Source organism: Rhizobium sp. P28RR-XV, from assembly GCF_012641385.1.
Taxonomy (GTDB): domain Bacteria; phylum Pseudomonadota; class Alphaproteobacteria; order Rhizobiales; family Rhizobiaceae; genus Rhizobium.
In genome coordinates, this window is record NZ_JABAIG010000001.1 from 614,627 (window position 1) to 630,415 (window position 15,789).

Genomic DNA, 15,789 nt, shown 5'->3' on the forward strand with positions numbered 1-15,789 from the left:
AGTCATTTCTGAGGTTTTCTTCATAAATATATAAAAACGGCTGCATTATTCCTAATGCAGCCGTTTTATTTTTTTCAAGCAGCCGATCGGCGATTACTTGCGCGGAACCTTCGGGACCGCGCCGCCACCCTTGCGCGGCGACTTGCCTCCCGGCTCATCGCTTTCGCTTGATGTCGAAGCCTTCGCGGAACGGCGGGCATCGGTTGCTGTTCCGGCCTTGCCGACGCGGCTCCGGGTCTTGACGGTATCGCCGTCATCCTCCTCCACCTCGACCGGCCCGTCGCCGACTTCGGCTTCCGGTTTGGGCCGGATCGGAGCGGTGTCTGCGATCGCGTCGAGCAGGATGCCGGTGGAACCGTCCTCCTTTTTGCCGACCGTGACGGTGACGACGCCACCCTTCTTCAGCTTGCCGAAGAGGATTTCGTTCGCCAGCGGCTTCTTGATGTTTTCCTGGATGACGCGCGCCAGCGGACGGGCGCCCATCTTGTCGTCATAGCCCTTCTCGGACAGCCATGCGATCGCGTCCTCGTGCAGGTCGAAGGTAACGTTCCGTTCGGAAAGCTGCGCTTCCAGCTGCATGATGAACTTCTGCACGACCTTGTGGATAACAGTCGTCGGCAGCGGCGCGAAGGGAATGACCGCATCCAGACGGTTGCGGAACTCCGGCGTAAACAGGCGGTTGAGAGCCTCTTCATCCTCGCCCGTGCGCCTGGACGAGCCGAAGCCGATGGCGGCCTTGGCCATTTCCGAAGCGCCCGCATTGGTCGTCATGATCAGGATGACATTGCGGAAGTCGATCTTCTTGCCGTTGTGGTCGGTCAGCGCGCCATGGTCCATGACCTGCAGCAGGATATTGAAGATATCCGGATGCGCCTTCTCGATTTCGTCGAGCAGGACGACGCTGTGCGGATGCTGGTCGACACCATCGGTCAAGAGGCCGCCCTGGTCGAAGCCGACATAGCCGGGAGGTGCGCCGAGCAGACGGGAAACCGTATGACGCTCCATATATTCCGACATGTCGAAGCGCAGCAGCTCGACGCCGAGCGACGAGGCAAGCTGCTTGGCGACTTCCGTCTTGCCGACGCCCGTGGGGCCGGAGAAGACGTAGCAGCCGATCGGCTTGTTCGGTTCGCGCAAGCCCGCACGGGCCAGCTTGATCGAGGTCGAGAGCGCTTCGATAGCCGTATCCTGGCCGTAGACGACCGAACGCAGTTCCTGTTCAAGATTGGCGAGAACCATCTCGTCATCCTTGGAAACCGTCTTCGGCGGGATGCGAGCCATGGTGGCGATCGTCACCTCGATCTCGCGCTCGGTTATCAGCTTGCGGCGCTTCGACGGCGGCAGCAGCATTTGCGCGGCACCGGTTTCGTCGATGACGTCGATCGCCTTGTCCGGCAGCTTGCGGTCGGAGATGTAGCGAGCGGACAGTTCGACAGCCGACTTGATGGCGTCGTTCGAGTAACGCAGGTGATGATACTCTTCGAAATAGGGCTTCAGGCCCTTCATGATTTCGATGGCATCTTCAATGCTCGGCTCGTTGACGTCGATCTTCTGGAAGCGGCGCACAAGTGCCCGGTCCTTTTCGAAGAACTGGCGATATTCCTTGTAGGTGGTCGAACCGATGCAACGGATCGCACCCGAGGAAAGCGCCGGCTTCAACAGGTTCGAAGCATCCATCGCGCCACCGGACGTGGCCCCCGCACCGATAACGGTGTGGATTTCATCGATGAACAGCACCGCGCCCGGATACTCTTCGAGTTCCTTGACGACCTGCTTCAGGCGTTCTTCGAAATCGCCGCGATAACGGGTGCCGGCCAGCAGCGTGCCCATATCGAGCGAAAAGATCGTTGCGTCTGCCAGAGCCTCGGGAACCTTGCCCTCGACGATGCGCTTGGCAAGACCTTCGGCGATCGCCGTCTTGCCGACGCCGGGATCACCGACATAGAGCGGATTGTTCTTCGAACGGCGGCACAGCACCTGGATGGTGCGGTTGACCTCCGAGTGACGGCCGATCAGCGGATCGATCTTGCCGTTCTTGGCCTTCTCATTGAGGTTGACACAATAGGCCTTCAGCGCATCCTGCTGCTTCTTGCCGTTGCCTTCCTCCTGCTCGCCGCGGGAGGTCGGCTTGCTCTCGGATTCGCTTTCCTCGGCACCGCGCGGCGTGCGGGTCTGGGTAGAGCCCGGACGCTTGCCGATACCGTGGGAGATATAGTTGACCGCATCGTAGCGGGTCATTTCCTGCTCCTGCAGGAAGAATGCAGCATGGCTTTCCCGCTCCGCGAAAATCGCGACGAGAACGTTGGCGCCCGTCACTTCCTCGCGGCCGGAAGATTGCACATGGATCACGGCGCGCTGGATGACGCGCTGGAAGCCGGAGGTCGGCTTCGAGTCTTCATCATAGCCCGTGACCAGGTTGGAAAGTTCATTATCGACGTATTCAGTCAGAGTCTTACGGAGCGCGTCGAGATCAACATTGCACGCGCCCATGACAGCTGCGGCATCGGCGTCGTCTACCAGCGCCAAAAGCAGATGTTCCAGCGTGGCATACTCGTGATGCCGCTCGTTCGCGTAGGTCAGTGCCTGATGCAGCGCCTTCTCAAGACTAGGCGAAAATGTTGGCACGTTCAGATCCTCACTTCTTTTCCATAACACATTGCAGCGGATGCTGGTGCTGCCGGGCAAAATCCATCACCTGACTCACCTTCGTTTCGGCTACTTCATATGTATATATCCCGCATTCGCCCACGCCGTGGTTGTGAACATGAAGCATAATGCGGGTGGCACTCTCGAGATCCTTTTGAAAGAAACGCTCCAGGATATGGATCACGAAGTCCATGGGCGTATAGTCATCATTCAGAAGCAGCACGCGGTATAGATTGGGTTTCTTGGTTTTGGGCTTGGTGCGCGTAATCACCGAGGTCCCGCGATTTCCGTTGTCCCCGTTCCTTTCGCTGTTGTTTTGCATCCGGATCGGCTCAGCGATCATTTCATTCATTCCTCAAATCATCCGGCACAAGCTATCGCATTCCGACTTGGCAACTAGGATTATTTTCTTCACTTGGTCGGGCCGGATATCCGAACCTCTAACTTAGTTCATATTGGCGTGATTTTAAGCCCCTTGCTGGACACTGCAATCACAATTCGCTGACAAAGCGGGCTGCGGCCAAAAAAGTCGCTGCATATCCTCAACTTCGGTTCAGCGCGCCAAAACGCAAAAGACCGGCCACGCATACCGCGTCGCCGGTCTTTCCGGAAATTTTGCCTTTCGGCGAAAGTTTTAAGCGGCGGTTGCCGTTGGTGCTGCCTTACCGGCAGCCTTCGTCGCAGCCGCGACGGGCGCTTCGTAAGGCTTATAGGCGGTCTTGGCGATATCGGCATACATTTCGCCGAGCTTGGTGGCTTCGGCGACGAAGTTTTCGTAGGAAGACTTCACATAGCTGCTCTGCAATTCGAAGGCAGCTTCGAAGCTCTTGACGCCGGCGAGCGTTTCGAAGTGTGTCACGCCATCCTGGAAAGACTTCTTGGAATATTCGGCGGCTTCAGCAGCAATCGCCTGAAAGCCCTTGGTGACATCGGAATAGCTCTTCAGCGCCGTGTCCATGGCTTCCTTGCCCTTCTTGTTCGCTTCATCGAAATTAAACATGCTTCTCCGTCCCTTGTTGGCCGGCCGGCGGCCGGTTTACAGGATAAAGCTTAAATGCGACGCACAATTAGTCAAGTAGTCTTGTGCGGCGCAATATCTCCCTTTGGTTGCGTTTCCGATGACAACGCAGTGTCAGTGATGATGAGTGCACCGCATCATTCTGTTTTTTCTAATATATATCATTGCCCTTGCAACCACAGGCTTTGGCCAAAATATTAGCAATTGGGCTGGAAAAGCTGCAGCGATTCAAAACGGCTACGGAATGATTGAACGGGCAATTGCCAAAGAAAAAGGCCGCATTTCAATGAAATACGGCCCGAATATTCAATCACTATACGAGATCGACGAAATTAGAGATCGACATCCAGGATCGCCATCGAGAAATTATAGGAGCGATCGCCATCTTCATCATCGATATAGACGACACCCAGAAACTCTTCGCCGAGATAGACTTCCGCAGAATCGTTCTTGCGCGGACGGGCCTTCACCACCATCTGCGGGTTGAACGTGCGCTTGAAATAGGCGTCGAGCTTCTTGATTTCTTCAGGCTTCACAATGCTTCTCCGTGAGGATCTCGGTTGGCCGCTTCTTGCATAGGAAAAGCGGCGGTGTAAAGACCGGAACCGCGCATACCTGTCCAGCGACAGCGCAAGCCTCCGAAAGTCAGGCTGAATTTTTCCTAGATGCCCGCGCCCATGATCTGGTCGACGACCATTCGTTCGGCGAGCAGCTGATCCATGGAGCGCGATGGCTCGGAACAGCCCGCCTCGCCGACCACCTTGGCCGGAACGCCGGCAACCGTGGTCTTCGGCGGCACTTCCTTCAGCACCACCGAGCCGGCGGCGATGCGCGAGCAGTGGCCGATCTGGATATTGCCGAGAATCTTGGCGCCAGCGCCGATCAATACGCCATGGGCGATTTTCGGATGACGGTCGCTGCCTTCCTTGCCGGTTCCGCCAAGTGTGACCCCGTGCAGGATCGAGACGTTGTCGCCGATCACGGCGGTTTCACCCACCACGAGGCCGGTGGCGTGATCGAGGAAGATGCCCTTGCCGATGCGCGCCGCCGGATTGATATCGGTCTGGAAGACGCTGGAGGAACGGCTCTGCAGATAGAGCGCGAAGTCGCGGCGGCCGTGATTGTAGAGCCAGTGCGCGAGACGATGCGTCTGCAGCGCGTGGAAACCCTTGAAATAGAGCACGGGCTCGAGGAAACGCAGGCAGGCGGGATCACGATCGTAGACCGCCTGAATATCGACGCGGAGGATCGATCCCCACTCCGGCCAGTCGGTCAGCATCTCTTCGAAGGTCTGCCGCAGGAGGACGGCCTGCATGTCCGGATGGTCGAGGCGCTCGCAGATGCGATAGATGACGCATTCCTCCAACGAACGATGGTTGATGATCGTCGAATAGAGGAAGGCGGCAAGCAGCGGATCCCGCTCGGCAGCGGCGCGAGCTTCCTCGCGCATGCTGTCCCAGATGGGATCCATGACCTTAACCGCGCCTAAGCCCTCTACCGGGCGAATGTCCGTTGCTGCGACCATTGGCGGCCTCCCGATTTTCTGTCAGGGATACATTATATAGATTAAATGCCACACAAGACAAATGGGTTGGCCGCGCATGAATTTCGAGCATGACTTTGCCGGTGGTCTCGTCCGCGCGACGTGCAGCGATGCCATAGGCACCATCACCATCTGCAACTCCGACCGGAAGAATGCGGTGACCGCCGCCATGTGGCGTGCCATCCCGCAAGCCGTGCGCATCCTGACCGATGAAGCGCATGCACATGTGGTCGTCCTTCGTGGCAGCGGCGGGGATTTTTCCGCCGGCGCCGATATCAGCGAATTCGATAGCGTACGCAAGAACACCGAGACCGCAGTCGCTTACGAGGCGTTGAACAGCCAGGCTTTCGAGGCAATCCGGCATTGCCGCGTGCCGACGATCGCGGCAATCCGCGGCATCTGCTATGGCGGCGGCTTCGGGCTGGCGGCCGCCTGCGATTTGCGGATCGCCGAACGAGGCGCCCGGTTTTCCGTACCCGCCGTTCGCCTCGGCATCGCCTATCCCGCCGATGCCGTGCAGGATATCGTCAATGCCCTTGGGGCGCAGATGGCCAAGGTCACGCTGTTTACGGGCGCGCCCATGTCGAGCGAAAAAATGGTTACCGCCGGCTTTCTTCTGGAGGAAATCGAAGCGGACGCTTTCGACAGTGAAGTCTCCGCCCTCGCCCACGCGATCGCCGCCAATGCGCCGATCGCGCTCCATGCCTCAAAGCTCGCGATCCGTGCCGCCATCGAGCAGAACCCCGACCTGCTGCGCGAAGCGGAAGTGATCGGCGCCGAGACCTTCGACAGCGCCGATTATGCCGAGGGCCGCGCTGCTTTTGCCGAGCGGCGGAAACCCCATTTCACCGGCAAGTGACCTCGAGCATTTCCGCTTTTCTTCGAATCGCGGAACCGCTCCATCCTTTTGTTTCCTGACGCATTCCGGGCCCGCCGCCGCTTTTCCTGGGAATGCTCTTAGCGCTTGTCGAGACGCTGATAGAATTCGAGAACCGCCGCCTTGAAGACCTTGTCTCCAACGGCAAGCATATGATCGCGGTTCGGTATGTCGATAGCCTCGGCGTTCGGCATCAGCGCCGCCAGTTCATGCCCCGAGCCGGCAATATCGTCCTTGGTGCCGACGGCAATCAAAGTCGGCGCTTCGATCCTTGCCACATCTTCCCTCGCCGCCAGATCGCGCGAGCCCTGGATACAGGCGGCCAGCGCCTGCCGGTCGCTTTTCGTCTGCTCCGCAAAGGCCCGGAACATGCGCCCGCGCGCATGCGTGACATCATCGAGCGACGGCGCAACCAACGCGTCCGCGATCGGATCCCAATCGCCGACCCCCTCGACCATGCCGATACCAAGACCGCCCAGCACCAGCGAGCGGACGCGATCCGGATGGGCGATCGCCATGAAGGTGGCAACGCGCGCGCCCATGGAATAGCCCATCACATGCGCCTCCGGTATGCCGAGATGGTCGAGAAGAGCGACGGCATCCTCGGCCATGATCCAGGGGTGGTAGACATCGGCGTCATAAGGCTTGTCGCTCAAGCCGTGGCCGCGATTGTCGATGGCGATCGCGCGGTAACCCGCTTCGCCCAGCGTCTTCAGCCAGCCCGGATTGACCCAGTTCGCAATCGCCGTCGAGGCAAAGCCATGAATCAGCAGCACCGGCGGGCCGCTCGGCTCGCCTTCATCGAAAAAGGCGAGCTTCAGTCCGTCTCGGACAAAATTGGACATCGCAGGAGCATTCAAATTCATGGCTTCGTCTTCGCAAGCTGGGTTCCGTTGGCGCCGGACCATATTTTATCGGCAGTATCAAATGAACCCTGCGCGTGCGAAAATCTCTGCATCAAGCCGGACTTTCACACTACACAATCAGGAAGAAGGATTATAAAGAGGGGCTACCAAGTCTGGCGCAACATTCATGCCGCTCACGGCAGGACGCATTCGGAGATCATCATGGCCGGCCACAATATTCCCCATTTCCAGAACGACGGCGGACATCGCGTCATCGAAATCGGCGTGAAGGAATTCATGTGCACCGGCGCCTCGATTCCCTACGATCATCCGCATATCTTCATCGATATCGGTGACGAGAGCGAGAAGGTCTGCTCCTACTGCTCGACGCTGTACCGCTACAATCCGTCGCTGAAGGCGGATCAGACCAATCCTGCGGGCTGCGTCTTCCACTTCAAGGCGGCGTAATACCGTCGATTCCGATCGGACATAATCGATGCCGATCAAAAGAGCCGCCATCATCGGTGCCGGAATAGCCGGATTGACTGCAGCGCTGGCGCTGGCGAGACACGGCATAGAATCGGACATTTTCGAACAGGCCGAAGCGCTGACCGAAGTCGGCGCCGGCTTGCAGATATCCCCGAATGCTTCCCGCATCCTCGATACGCTTGGCGTGCTCGATGCGCTTCGGCCCCTCTGGCTGGAGCCTGAAGAGGTTCAGCTGGTATCCGGCTCCTCGCTGCGGCAAATCGCGTCCGTTCCATGCGGGAATTTTGCGAGGCAACGGTGGGGAGCGCCCTACGGGACGGCACATCGCGCCACGCTGCAAAAGGCGCTTCTCGATGCCGTTGCCGCCAATGCGCTGTGCACGCTGCATCTTGGCCGGCGCATCGATATTGAAGACCGAACGATGCCGGATGGAATCGCTGGCCGCGACTTTGATCTCATCATCGGCGCCGATGGCGTCTGGTCGAAGACACGCTCCCTTGTGCCTGGCGCCCCCTTGCCGCTCTTTTCCGGAAATATCGCATGGCGTTTCACGATTCCGGAAGCATCCGCGCCGGCGATCCTGAACCGCACCAGCGTCACGGCCTTTCTAGGCCGCTCCAGCCATCTCGTTTGCTATCCGATCCGGGAAAATGCGGCATTCAACATCGTCGCGATCGTTTCCGGCAGCAGCGCCAGCCATGACTGGAACGCCACCGGCAGCAAGGCTCAACGGGAGGGTATGCTGCGCGGCTTCTCCGGCTGGAACGACACGATCCTGCACATGCTGGAAAGACAGGAACAGGCGAGCTTCTGGCCACTTTACGAGATGGGTGCGGGCCGCTGGCACAACGGCAACGACACGATCCTGATCGGCGACGCCGCGCATGCGATGATGCCGTTTGCGGCTCAGGGCGCGGCCATGGCGATCGAGGACGCCTTCGAGCTGGCGGGCATGCTGGCGACACGTCCGCCGTCGGAAGCGTTCGATCTCTACGAGAAACATCGAGCGCCGCGCATCGCCCGCCTGCGCCAGCGCGCCGCCTTCAATCAATTTGCCTATCACGCCCGCGGGCCGATCCGGATGGCGCGCGACCTCGTTCTCTCGCTTCGTCCGCCGCAAAGCCTTGCGGCGGACATGGACTGGATCTACGGCTATCGCGCCATCGGCTGATCAAGCCTCCTTGGCTGCGGCGAAGCCCTTCTCAATGTCCGCCTTGATATCGGCGACGTCTTCCAGGCCGATCTGCAGGCGGATGACCGGACCCTCCGTCGGAGCCTTGGTGACGCGACGGTCGTTGAGATTGACCCGCAGGGCGAGGCTTTCGAAACCGCCCCAGGAGTAGCCGAGACCAAAAATGCGCAAGGCATCGAGGAAGGCATGCGCCTTCGCCTTGAATTTCCGCGCATCGTCGACCGCGAGAACGAAAGAGAAGATCCCGCTTGCACCCTTGAAGTCGCGCTTCCATAATTCGTGGCCGGGAAAGCTCGGCAGTGCCGGATGCAGCACGCGCGCGACCTCTTCCCTGCCCTCGAGCCACTGGGCAATCGCAAGCGCGCTCTCCTGATGCCGCTCCAGGCGCACGCCCATGGTGCGCAAGCCGCGCAGCACCTGATACGCGTCGTCAGGCGCGCCGCAGATGCCGAGCTGTCCGTGCGCGTCCAGCAACTGCTTCCAGTGCGCCGCATTGGCGGAAACGGTTCCCATCAGAATATCGGAATGGCCGGCCGGATATTTCGTGACGGCATGAATGGAAACGTCGACGCCGTGATCGAGCGGCTTGAAATAGAGCGGCGTCGCCCAGGTATTGTCCATTGTCACCACGCAGCCATGCCGGTGAGCCGCCGCCGAGATCACGGGAATATCCTGCATCTCGAAAGTATTGGAACCCGGCGCCTCGGTGTGAACCAGCTTGGTGTTCGATCTGATCAATTGTTCGATGCCGGCTCCGATCATGGGATCGTAGTATTCGATCTCGATGCCGAGGCGCTTCAGCATGGTGTCGCAGAAGAAGCGTGTTGGACCGTAGACCGAATCAACGATCAGGGCGTGATCGCCGGCAGACAAATAAGCGAGAAACGGCACGGTGACGGCCGCAAGCCCGGACGGCACGAGGATTGTTCCAGCCGACCCTTCCAGCGCATCGATCGCCTCGCACAGCGCATCCGTCGTCGGCGTGCCGCGCGTTCCATAGGTGTATTTCTGGTCGTGTGTCTCCATGACGTGCGCATTGGGGAACAGCACCGTGGAGGCATGCACGACGGGCGGATTGACGAATCCGTGGAAATCGAAGGGCGAATTGCCGATGTGGGATAAACGCGTATTGATGCCGGCGTTCTGCAGGAATGTGTCTTTGTCTTTCATGTCCGGATATGCCTTTGGCGCTGTAGGAAACCGGATTTGTGGCGGGCAAGTCCGGTGGGGTCAACCCCGATCCTTTCCGCAGTGCTTTTTATTCGAAGGCTAAAATAACGAAACTATTGAAAAAACTCCAATTTCGCGCAGTTTTTCGGCAAAATGCCGCCTATTTTGGCGTCAAACGCCATTTTTTCAGCCTCGAAGGGCAAAAATGCCGAATAAATCCGCAATTATTGAGGCGATCTCTTGACCGTTACACCATTTGCGACTGTGATAGGACCACTCGCACCGGGAAGGGAAGGAACGTGGTTCTCCAAGAACCTGCTTCGGAAGCGATTACATTTTAACTATAAGACAAATAGACAAAGGTAGGGAAAATGAAAAAGTTTGCTCTCTCCGCATTCTTCGGAGTCGCAGCATTGGCCTACACCGCATCGGGCGCTTCGGCCTCGACGCTGAGCGACGTGAAGGCCAAGGGCTTTGTTCAATGCGGCGTGAATACCGGCCTTCTCGGCTTTGCACAGCCTGACGCATCCGGTAACTGGGCCGGTTTCGACGTCGACTTCTGCAAGGCCGTCGCTTCGGCCGTCTTCGGAGATGCGACGAAGGTTAAATACACCCCTCTCAGCGCCAAGGACCGCTTCACGGCTCTGCAGTCCGGCGAAATCGACGTGCTGTCGCGCAACACCACCTGGACCATCAACCGCGACACCGCGCTTGGTCTCAAGTTCCGCCCCGTCACCTATTATGACGGCCAGGGCTTCATGGTTCGCAAGGAACTGAACGTGAAGTCGGCTCTCGAACTCTCCGGCGCCGCCGTATGCGTCCAGTCCGGCACGACGACGGAACTCAATCTTGCCGACTACTTCAAGACCAACAACCTGCAGTACAATCCGGTGGTCTTCGACAAGCTCGAGGAAGTCAACACCGCCTACGATTCCGGCCGTTGCGACGTCTACACCACCGACCAGTCCGGCCTCTATTCGCTGCGTCTGACGCTGAAGAACCCGGACGACAACGTCGTTCTGCCTGAAATCATCTCCAAGGAGCCGCTTGGCCCGGCGGTTCGCCAGGGTGACGATCAGTGGTTCAACATCGTCAGCTGGACCGCCTATGCGCTTGTCAATGCCGAAGAATTCGGCATCACGCAGAAGAATGTCGACGAGATGAAGGGTTCGGCAAATCCTGATATCAAGCGCTTCCTCGGCGTCGAACAGGGCTCCACGATCGGCACCGACCTGGGCCTCACCAACGAATGGGCCTACAATGTCATCAAGGGCGTCGGCAATTACGGCGAAGTCTTCGACCGCAACATCGGCGCAGGCAGCCCGCTGAAGATCGCTCGCGGTCTCAACGCTCTGTGGAACAAGGGCGGCATCCAGTACGCACCGCCGGTTCGCTAAGTCACGCGAACGGCCCAACTCTCGGAGAAAGGCGGCAAGCCGCCTTTCTCACCTCAAGAAAACAAGCCTGAAACAGGCACATTGGGGAAAATTCTGTATGGCAATTACTACCAATTCGCCTGAAGGCGAGCGCTCATCCCTATCGGCAGCGCTATACGACCCCAAAGTCAGGGGGGCGTTTTATCAGGCCATCACGATCATCATTCTGGCGGGTATCTGCTGGTTCATCGTTGAGAATACGATCGACAATCTGCACGCATTGAACCGCTCCTTCGGCTTCGGCTTTCTCGAAGGTCGCGCCGGCTTCAATCTGGGACAGGCGCTGCTTCCCTATTCGAGCGATTCCACCAATACCCAGGCGCTCCTCGTCGGCCTGCTGAATACGCTTCTTATTTCAGCCGTCGGCATCGTCTTCGCAACGATCGTCGGCTTTATCATCGGTATTGGCAGGCTTTCGCACAATTGGCTGATTGCAAAACTTTCACAGGCCTATGTCGAGCTCTTCCGCAACATACCGCCACTGCTCGTCATCTTTTTCTGGTACAGCGGCGTTCTGGTTCTGCTGCCACAGGCTCGAGACGCCGTGCACCTGCCATTCTCCACCTATCTCAGCAATCGCGGTCTCGCCTTCCCCAGCCCGATTTTTGGCACGGGCATGTGGACCGTCGGCGTCGCCTTCCTGGTCGCCATCGCCGTGGTGTTTTTCGTAGCGCGCTGGGCACATAAGCGCCAGGCGACGACGGGCCAGCAATTCCATACGATCTGGGTATCGATCGGCCTATTGATCGGTCTGCCGCTATTGGCCTTCCTCGCGGCCGGCCTGCCGCTCTCATTCGACTATCCCGTGGCTGGCAAGTTCAATCTGACGGGCGGTTTCGTCGTGGGACCGGAGTTCCTCGCGCTTCTTCTGGCGCTGTCTCTTTACACCGCGACCTATATTGCCGAGATCGTGCGCGCAGGCATTCGTGGCGTAGCGAAAGGTCAGTCGGAAGCGGCGGGGGCGCTCGGCCTGCGCGCTTCGGCGATCAACAGGCTTGTGGTCATCCCGCAAGCCATGCGCATCATCATTCCACCGCTGACGAGCCAATATCTCAACCTGATCAAGAACTCGTCACTCGCCATCGCCATCGGCTATGCCGATCTCGTCGCCGTCGGCGGCGTGATCCTCAATCAGTCCGGCCGCGCGGTCGAAGTCGTCATCATATGGATGATCATCTATCTCGCCCTGAGCATCGTAACCTCGCTGTTCATGAACTGGTTCAACGCCAAGATGGCTCTGGTGGAGAGATAAGATGCCGAATCCAAATCAAAGCTTCGTCAGCAAGACCCTTTTGTCGCAGCAACCCGCACCGGCCGGCGAAAAAGGCGCATGGCATTGGATCAAAAAGAACCTCTTTGCCTCACCGAAGGACGTGGTTCTGACTGTTCTTGCCATTGCCCTGCTTGCCTGGGCGATACCGCATCTGGTCAATTGGCTTTTCATAAATGCCGTCTGGAGCGGAACCGACCGCACATTCTGCGCCACGACCGTTCAAGGCGGAACCCAGCCGGATGGGTGGAATGCAGCCTGCTGGGCCTTCATCCGCGCGAAATTCGTCATCTTCATGTTCGGTCTCTATCCGCCGGACGAACGCTGGCGGCCCATACTCGTCATCATCCTGACGATCATTGCCTTCGCGCCGCTCCTGATACCATCGGTTCCCAGGAAAGGATTGAATGCGATCCTGGCTTTCTTCGTGCTGCCGATTATCTCGTTCTTCCTGCTCCATGGCGGCTTCGGCCTCGAGACCGTGGAAACGGAGAGATGGGGCGGCCTGCTGGTGACGCTGGTGATTGCCTTCGTCGCAATCGCGGTCTCCTTTCCGTTCGGCATCCTGCTTGCGCTGGGACGCCGGTCGAAACTGCCCATCCTTCGCATGCTGTGCGTGATGTTCATCGAAATTATCCGCGGCGTGCCGCTGATCACGGTGTTGTTCATGGCGAGCTACATGCTGCCGCTGTTCATGCCGCAGGGCTGGACGGTGGACAAGCTGCTGCGTGCCGTGGTCGGCGTTGCGATCTTCACCTCGGCCTATATGGCGGAAGTCATTCGCGGCGGTCTCCAGGCAATACCGAAGGGCCAGTTCGAAGGGGCCGATTCGCTCGGCCTCGGCTACTGGCAGAAGATGCGGCTGATCGTACTGCCGCAGGCGATCAAGCTGGTCATCCCGGGCATCGTCAACACTTATATCGGCATGTTCAAGGACACGTCGCTTGTGGCGATCATCGGCATGTTCGATCTGCTCGGCATCGTCCGTCAGAATTTCTCGGATGCCACATGGGCAAGCGCAGTGACCCCAATCACGGGTTTGGTATTTGCCGGATTCGTATTTTGGCTGTTCTGCTTCGGCATGTCGCGCTATTCAGGTTTCATGGAACGCCATCTCGACACTGGCCACAAGCGATAAAAATTGAGGGAAATAGAAAATGGCTGACGCCCAACCGAAAAAACTGACCATTTCCGAGACTGAAGTCGCGGTCGACATGATCAACATGAACAAGTGGTATGGCGATTTCCACGTGCTGCGCGATATCAACCTGAAGGTCATGCGCGGCGAGCGCATCGTCATTGCCGGCCCTTCCGGCTCGGGCAAATCGACGATGATCCGCTGCATCAACCGCCTGGAAGAGCATCAGAAAGGCCAGATCATCGTCGACGGCGTGGAGCTGACGAACGATTTGAAGAAGATCGATGAAGTGCGCCGCGAAGTCGGCATGGTGTTCCAGCACTTCAATCTCTTCCCGCACCTGACCATTCTGGAAAATTGCACGCTGGCGCCGATCTGGGTGCGCAAGATGCCGAAGAAGCAGGCGGAAGAAATTGCGATGCACTTCCTCAAGCGCGTCAAGATCCCCGAACAGGCAAAGAAATATCCCGGCCAGCTTTCCGGCGGCCAGCAGCAGCGCGTGGCAATCGCCCGCTCGCTTTGCATGAACCCGAAGATCATGCTGTTCGACGAGCCGACCTCCGCGCTCGACCCGGAAATGATCAAGGAAGTGCTCGACACGATGGTAGGCCTTGCCGAAGAAGGCATGACCATGCTCTGCGTGACCCATGAAATGGGCTTCGCCCGCCAGGTCGCCAACCGCGTCATCTTCATGGACCAGGGCCAGATCGTCGAACAGAATTCGCCGAAGGAATTCTTCGACAATCCGCAGCATGAACGCACCAAACTGTTCCTTAGCCAGATCCTGCACTAGAGCCGGATGCATCACGCTCTAATCTAGCAACAGTTCGACCAGAAAAACCCGCCGCTGCATCGCAGCCGGCGGGTTTTTCATGTCTAGCCCTCGCGACACAGGCTGCGAGGCAAGCCTGTCAGCGCAAGGGCAAAGCATAGGTCTGTTTGACGATCTGGCTCGGCACGTCGGTCTTGACGTTCTGGATGCCGTTGACCTTCGTCAGATGCGTGGACTGGAATTGTCTGTAGTCATCGAGATCGGACACGGCGACGCGCAGCAGCGCATCGCTTTCGCCAAGCATGATGTAGCATTCCATCACTTCGGGCAGTTTCTTCATGGCCGCTATGAAGCGATCGATCGTTTCGGCGTCCTGTGCCGTCAGCCAGACGCGAGCGAACAGTGACAGCGGCAAGCCGGCCTTGACCGAGTTCAGCACCGCCACATAGCGATCGATGATGCCGGCATCCTCCAGGAGCTTCACACGCCGCAGGCAAGGCGATGGCGAAAGCCCGACCTCTTTTGCCAGCTCTACATTTTGCATCCGCCCGTCGCGCTGCAGCGCGCGCAAGATGCGCTTGTCGATCTCGTCCAGCCGCATTGGCATTCTCCACCGATAAAATAGATTTTTTGAATTTCAATGCCAATTATCAGATAGAAACTAGCATTTTTGCAAGCCAATTGCGTCGGAAAGCCTCTAGGCTTCCATCCATGGAAAACGCCAATCTTCTTCTTTTTGCGGCCACCGTCCTGCCTCTTATCTGCACGCCCGGGCCGGATATACTGTTTGTGGCATCGCAGACGATCTCCGGCGGCGCCATCGCCGGACTACGCTCGACGGCCGGTATCTGCATCGGCTACATCGTCCATTCCACGCTGGCTGCCCTCGGCGTGGCAGCCATCATCGCCGCCTTTCCTCTCCTGTTCATGCTGCTGCGCTGGATCGGCATCGCTTATCTCGCCTACCTCGCAGCCCGCCTCATAAGCTCCTCACTGAAGGCTGGCGAGGTCACGGCGGTATCCGGAATTGCGACAGGTGGATTTCGGCGCGGCTTTCTGACCTCTGTCCTCAACCCCAAGGGCATGATGATCTATTTCGCCATCCTGCCGCAGTTCATCAACCACGATGGAAACATAGCGCTGCAGGCATCCTTGCTATCATCCGTATTCATCGGGCTGTGCGCGGCCGTCAATGTCCTCCTCAGCCTCGTCCTTGCAACGATCGGATCGCGCAACGGCTTCAGCGATCGCCACCGGCGTTGGACCGAGGGCATCGCAGGCTGTCTTCTCCTGATTGCGGCCTCGCGATTGGCAGCGTGAGTAAGCCCCGTAGCGCTTCGCATAAAACCCGATATACTCTTTGCCGCCGTGAATAACGCGGCATTCACGAGAC

General features: G+C 58.4%; 16 protein-coding genes. 8 read left to right on the top strand and 8 right to left on the bottom strand.

What is annotated here, in order from left to right:
* Nucleotides 1–93 precede the first annotated feature (93 nt).
* The 5 genes from clpA to cysE all read right to left on the bottom strand — a co-directional run bounded on the left by clpA (nucleotide 94) and on the right by cysE (nucleotide 5,189).
* Nucleotides 94–2,625 (bottom strand): ATP-dependent Clp protease ATP-binding subunit ClpA, encoded by a 2,532-nt coding sequence (clpA, locus tag HGP12_RS02965; protein ID WP_168839045.1) that lies wholly within the window; start codon nucleotides 2,623–2,625, stop codon nucleotides 94–96.
* A gap of 10 nt (nucleotides 2,626–2,635) precedes the next feature.
* Entirely contained in the window at nucleotides 2,636–2,989 is a 354-nt protein-coding gene (gene clpS, locus HGP12_RS02970; RefSeq protein ID WP_069612294.1) for an ATP-dependent Clp protease adapter ClpS, read from the bottom strand.
* A 291-nt stretch (nucleotides 2,990–3,280) separates the two neighbouring features.
* Nucleotides 3,281–3,646: a phasin family protein gene (locus tag HGP12_RS02975; protein WP_168839046.1), complete on the bottom strand. Its 366-nt coding sequence runs from the start codon at nucleotides 3,644–3,646 to the stop codon at nucleotides 3,281–3,283.
* Between the two features lie 350 nt (nucleotides 3,647–3,996).
* Nucleotides 3,997–4,200 (bottom strand): DUF3126 family protein, encoded by a 204-nt coding sequence (locus tag HGP12_RS02980; protein ID WP_112340852.1) that lies wholly within the window; start codon nucleotides 4,198–4,200, stop codon nucleotides 3,997–3,999.
* A 125-nt stretch (nucleotides 4,201–4,325) separates the two neighbouring features.
* Entirely contained in the window at nucleotides 4,326–5,189 is an 864-nt protein-coding gene (gene cysE / locus HGP12_RS02985) for a serine O-acetyltransferase (RefSeq protein WP_168839047.1), read from the bottom strand.
* Between the two features lie 76 nt (nucleotides 5,190–5,265).
* On the opposite strand from cysE, the gene HGP12_RS02990 reads away from it, so the two are divergent.
* A complete protein-coding gene (locus tag HGP12_RS02990; RefSeq protein ID WP_168839048.1) occupies nucleotides 5,266–6,066 on the top strand; it encodes an enoyl-CoA hydratase-related protein in 801 nt (266 codons plus the stop codon).
* A 98-nt stretch (nucleotides 6,067–6,164) separates the two neighbouring features.
* Here HGP12_RS02990 and HGP12_RS02995 read toward each other — a convergent pair whose 3' ends face one another.
* A complete protein-coding gene (locus tag HGP12_RS02995) occupies nucleotides 6,165–6,950 on the bottom strand; it encodes an alpha/beta fold hydrolase (protein WP_168839049.1) in 786 nt (261 codons plus the stop codon).
* A 201-nt stretch (nucleotides 6,951–7,151) separates the two neighbouring features.
* On the opposite strand from HGP12_RS02995, the gene HGP12_RS03000 reads away from it, so the two are divergent.
* Together HGP12_RS03000 and HGP12_RS03005 are read left to right on the top strand one after the other, a co-directional pair.
* Complete coding sequence (locus HGP12_RS03000) at nucleotides 7,152–7,397, top strand: zinc-finger domain-containing protein (protein WP_168839050.1); 246 nt, start codon at nucleotides 7,152–7,154, stop codon at nucleotides 7,395–7,397.
* 28 nt (nucleotides 7,398–7,425) lie between these two features.
* Entirely contained in the window at nucleotides 7,426–8,589 is a 1,164-nt protein-coding gene (locus HGP12_RS03005; RefSeq protein ID WP_168839051.1) for an FAD-dependent monooxygenase, read from the top strand.
* Here HGP12_RS03005 and HGP12_RS03010 read toward each other — a convergent pair whose 3' ends face one another.
* The gene (locus tag HGP12_RS03010; RefSeq protein ID WP_168878673.1) at nucleotides 8,590–9,780 is read right to left on the bottom strand and encodes a cystathionine beta-lyase; all 1,191 of its coding nucleotides are present in this window, start codon (nucleotides 9,778–9,780) and stop codon (nucleotides 8,590–8,592) included.
* A 371-nt stretch (nucleotides 9,781–10,151) separates the two neighbouring features.
* Between HGP12_RS03010 and HGP12_RS03015 the strand changes: the two genes are divergently transcribed.
* The 4 genes from HGP12_RS03015 (at nucleotide 10,152) to HGP12_RS03030 (ending at nucleotide 14,417) form a co-directional block, all read left to right on the top strand.
* Nucleotides 10,152–11,177: an amino acid ABC transporter substrate-binding protein gene (locus HGP12_RS03015; RefSeq protein ID WP_168839053.1), complete on the top strand. Its 1,026-nt coding sequence runs from the start codon at nucleotides 10,152–10,154 to the stop codon at nucleotides 11,175–11,177.
* Between the two features lie 97 nt (nucleotides 11,178–11,274).
* Complete coding sequence (locus tag HGP12_RS03020; RefSeq protein WP_168839054.1) at nucleotides 11,275–12,468, top strand: amino acid ABC transporter permease; 1,194 nt, start codon at nucleotides 11,275–11,277, stop codon at nucleotides 12,466–12,468.
* A gap of 1 nt (nucleotide 12,469) precedes the next feature.
* Nucleotides 12,470–13,624 (top strand): amino acid ABC transporter permease, encoded by a 1,155-nt coding sequence (locus tag HGP12_RS03025; RefSeq protein ID WP_168839055.1) that lies wholly within the window; start codon nucleotides 12,470–12,472, stop codon nucleotides 13,622–13,624.
* A gap of 19 nt (nucleotides 13,625–13,643) precedes the next feature.
* Complete coding sequence (locus tag HGP12_RS03030) at nucleotides 13,644–14,417, top strand: amino acid ABC transporter ATP-binding protein (RefSeq protein WP_168839056.1); 774 nt, start codon at nucleotides 13,644–13,646, stop codon at nucleotides 14,415–14,417.
* 118 nt (nucleotides 14,418–14,535) lie between these two features.
* On the opposite strand, the gene HGP12_RS03035 is transcribed toward HGP12_RS03030, so the two are convergent.
* Entirely contained in the window at nucleotides 14,536–15,003 is a 468-nt protein-coding gene (locus HGP12_RS03035; RefSeq protein WP_409526811.1) for an Lrp/AsnC family transcriptional regulator, read from the bottom strand.
* A 104-nt stretch (nucleotides 15,004–15,107) separates the two neighbouring features.
* On the opposite strand from HGP12_RS03035, the gene HGP12_RS03040 reads away from it, so the two are divergent.
* On the top strand, nucleotides 15,108–15,716 hold the full coding sequence (locus HGP12_RS03040; protein ID WP_168839058.1) for a LysE family translocator: 609 nt from the start codon (nucleotides 15,108–15,110) through the stop codon (nucleotides 15,714–15,716).
* The last annotated feature ends 73 nt before the right edge of the window (nucleotides 15,717–15,789 follow it).

Bases quoted from the DNA above. Each gene is read 5' to 3' on its own strand.
- clpS (WP_069612294.1), bottom strand. From the start codon at position 2,989: ATGATCGCTGAGCCGATCCGGATGCAAAACAACAGCGAAAGGAACGGG.
- HGP12_RS02975 (WP_168839046.1), bottom strand. From the start codon at position 3,646: ATGTTTAATTTCGATGAAGCGAACAAGAAGGGCAAGGAAGCCATGGAC.
- cysE (WP_168839047.1), bottom strand. From the start codon at position 5,189: ATGGTCGCAGCAACGGACATTCGCCCGGTAGAGGGCTTAGGCGCGGTT.
- HGP12_RS02990 (WP_168839048.1), top strand. From the start codon at position 5,266: ATGAATTTCGAGCATGACTTTGCCGGTGGTCTCGTCCGCGCGACGTGC.
- HGP12_RS02995 (WP_168839049.1), bottom strand. From the start codon at position 6,950: ATGAATTTGAATGCTCCTGCGATGTCCAATTTTGTCCGAGACGGACTG.
- HGP12_RS03000 (WP_168839050.1), top strand. From the start codon at position 7,152: ATGGCCGGCCACAATATTCCCCATTTCCAGAACGACGGCGGACATCGC.
- HGP12_RS03005 (WP_168839051.1), top strand. From the start codon at position 7,426: ATGCCGATCAAAAGAGCCGCCATCATCGGTGCCGGAATAGCCGGATTG.
- HGP12_RS03010 (WP_168878673.1), bottom strand. From the start codon at position 9,780: ATGAAAGACAAAGACACATTCCTGCAGAACGCCGGCATCAATACGCGT.
- HGP12_RS03015 (WP_168839053.1), top strand. From the start codon at position 10,152: ATGAAAAAGTTTGCTCTCTCCGCATTCTTCGGAGTCGCAGCATTGGCC.
- HGP12_RS03020 (WP_168839054.1), top strand. From the start codon at position 11,275: ATGGCAATTACTACCAATTCGCCTGAAGGCGAGCGCTCATCCCTATCG.
- HGP12_RS03025 (WP_168839055.1), top strand. From the start codon at position 12,470: ATGCCGAATCCAAATCAAAGCTTCGTCAGCAAGACCCTTTTGTCGCAG.
- HGP12_RS03030 (WP_168839056.1), top strand. From the start codon at position 13,644: ATGGCTGACGCCCAACCGAAAAAACTGACCATTTCCGAGACTGAAGTC.
- HGP12_RS03035 (WP_409526811.1), bottom strand. From the start codon at position 15,003: ATGCCAATGCGGCTGGACGAGATCGACAAGCGCATCTTGCGCGCGCTG.
- HGP12_RS03040 (WP_168839058.1), top strand. From the start codon at position 15,108: ATGGAAAACGCCAATCTTCTTCTTTTTGCGGCCACCGTCCTGCCTCTT.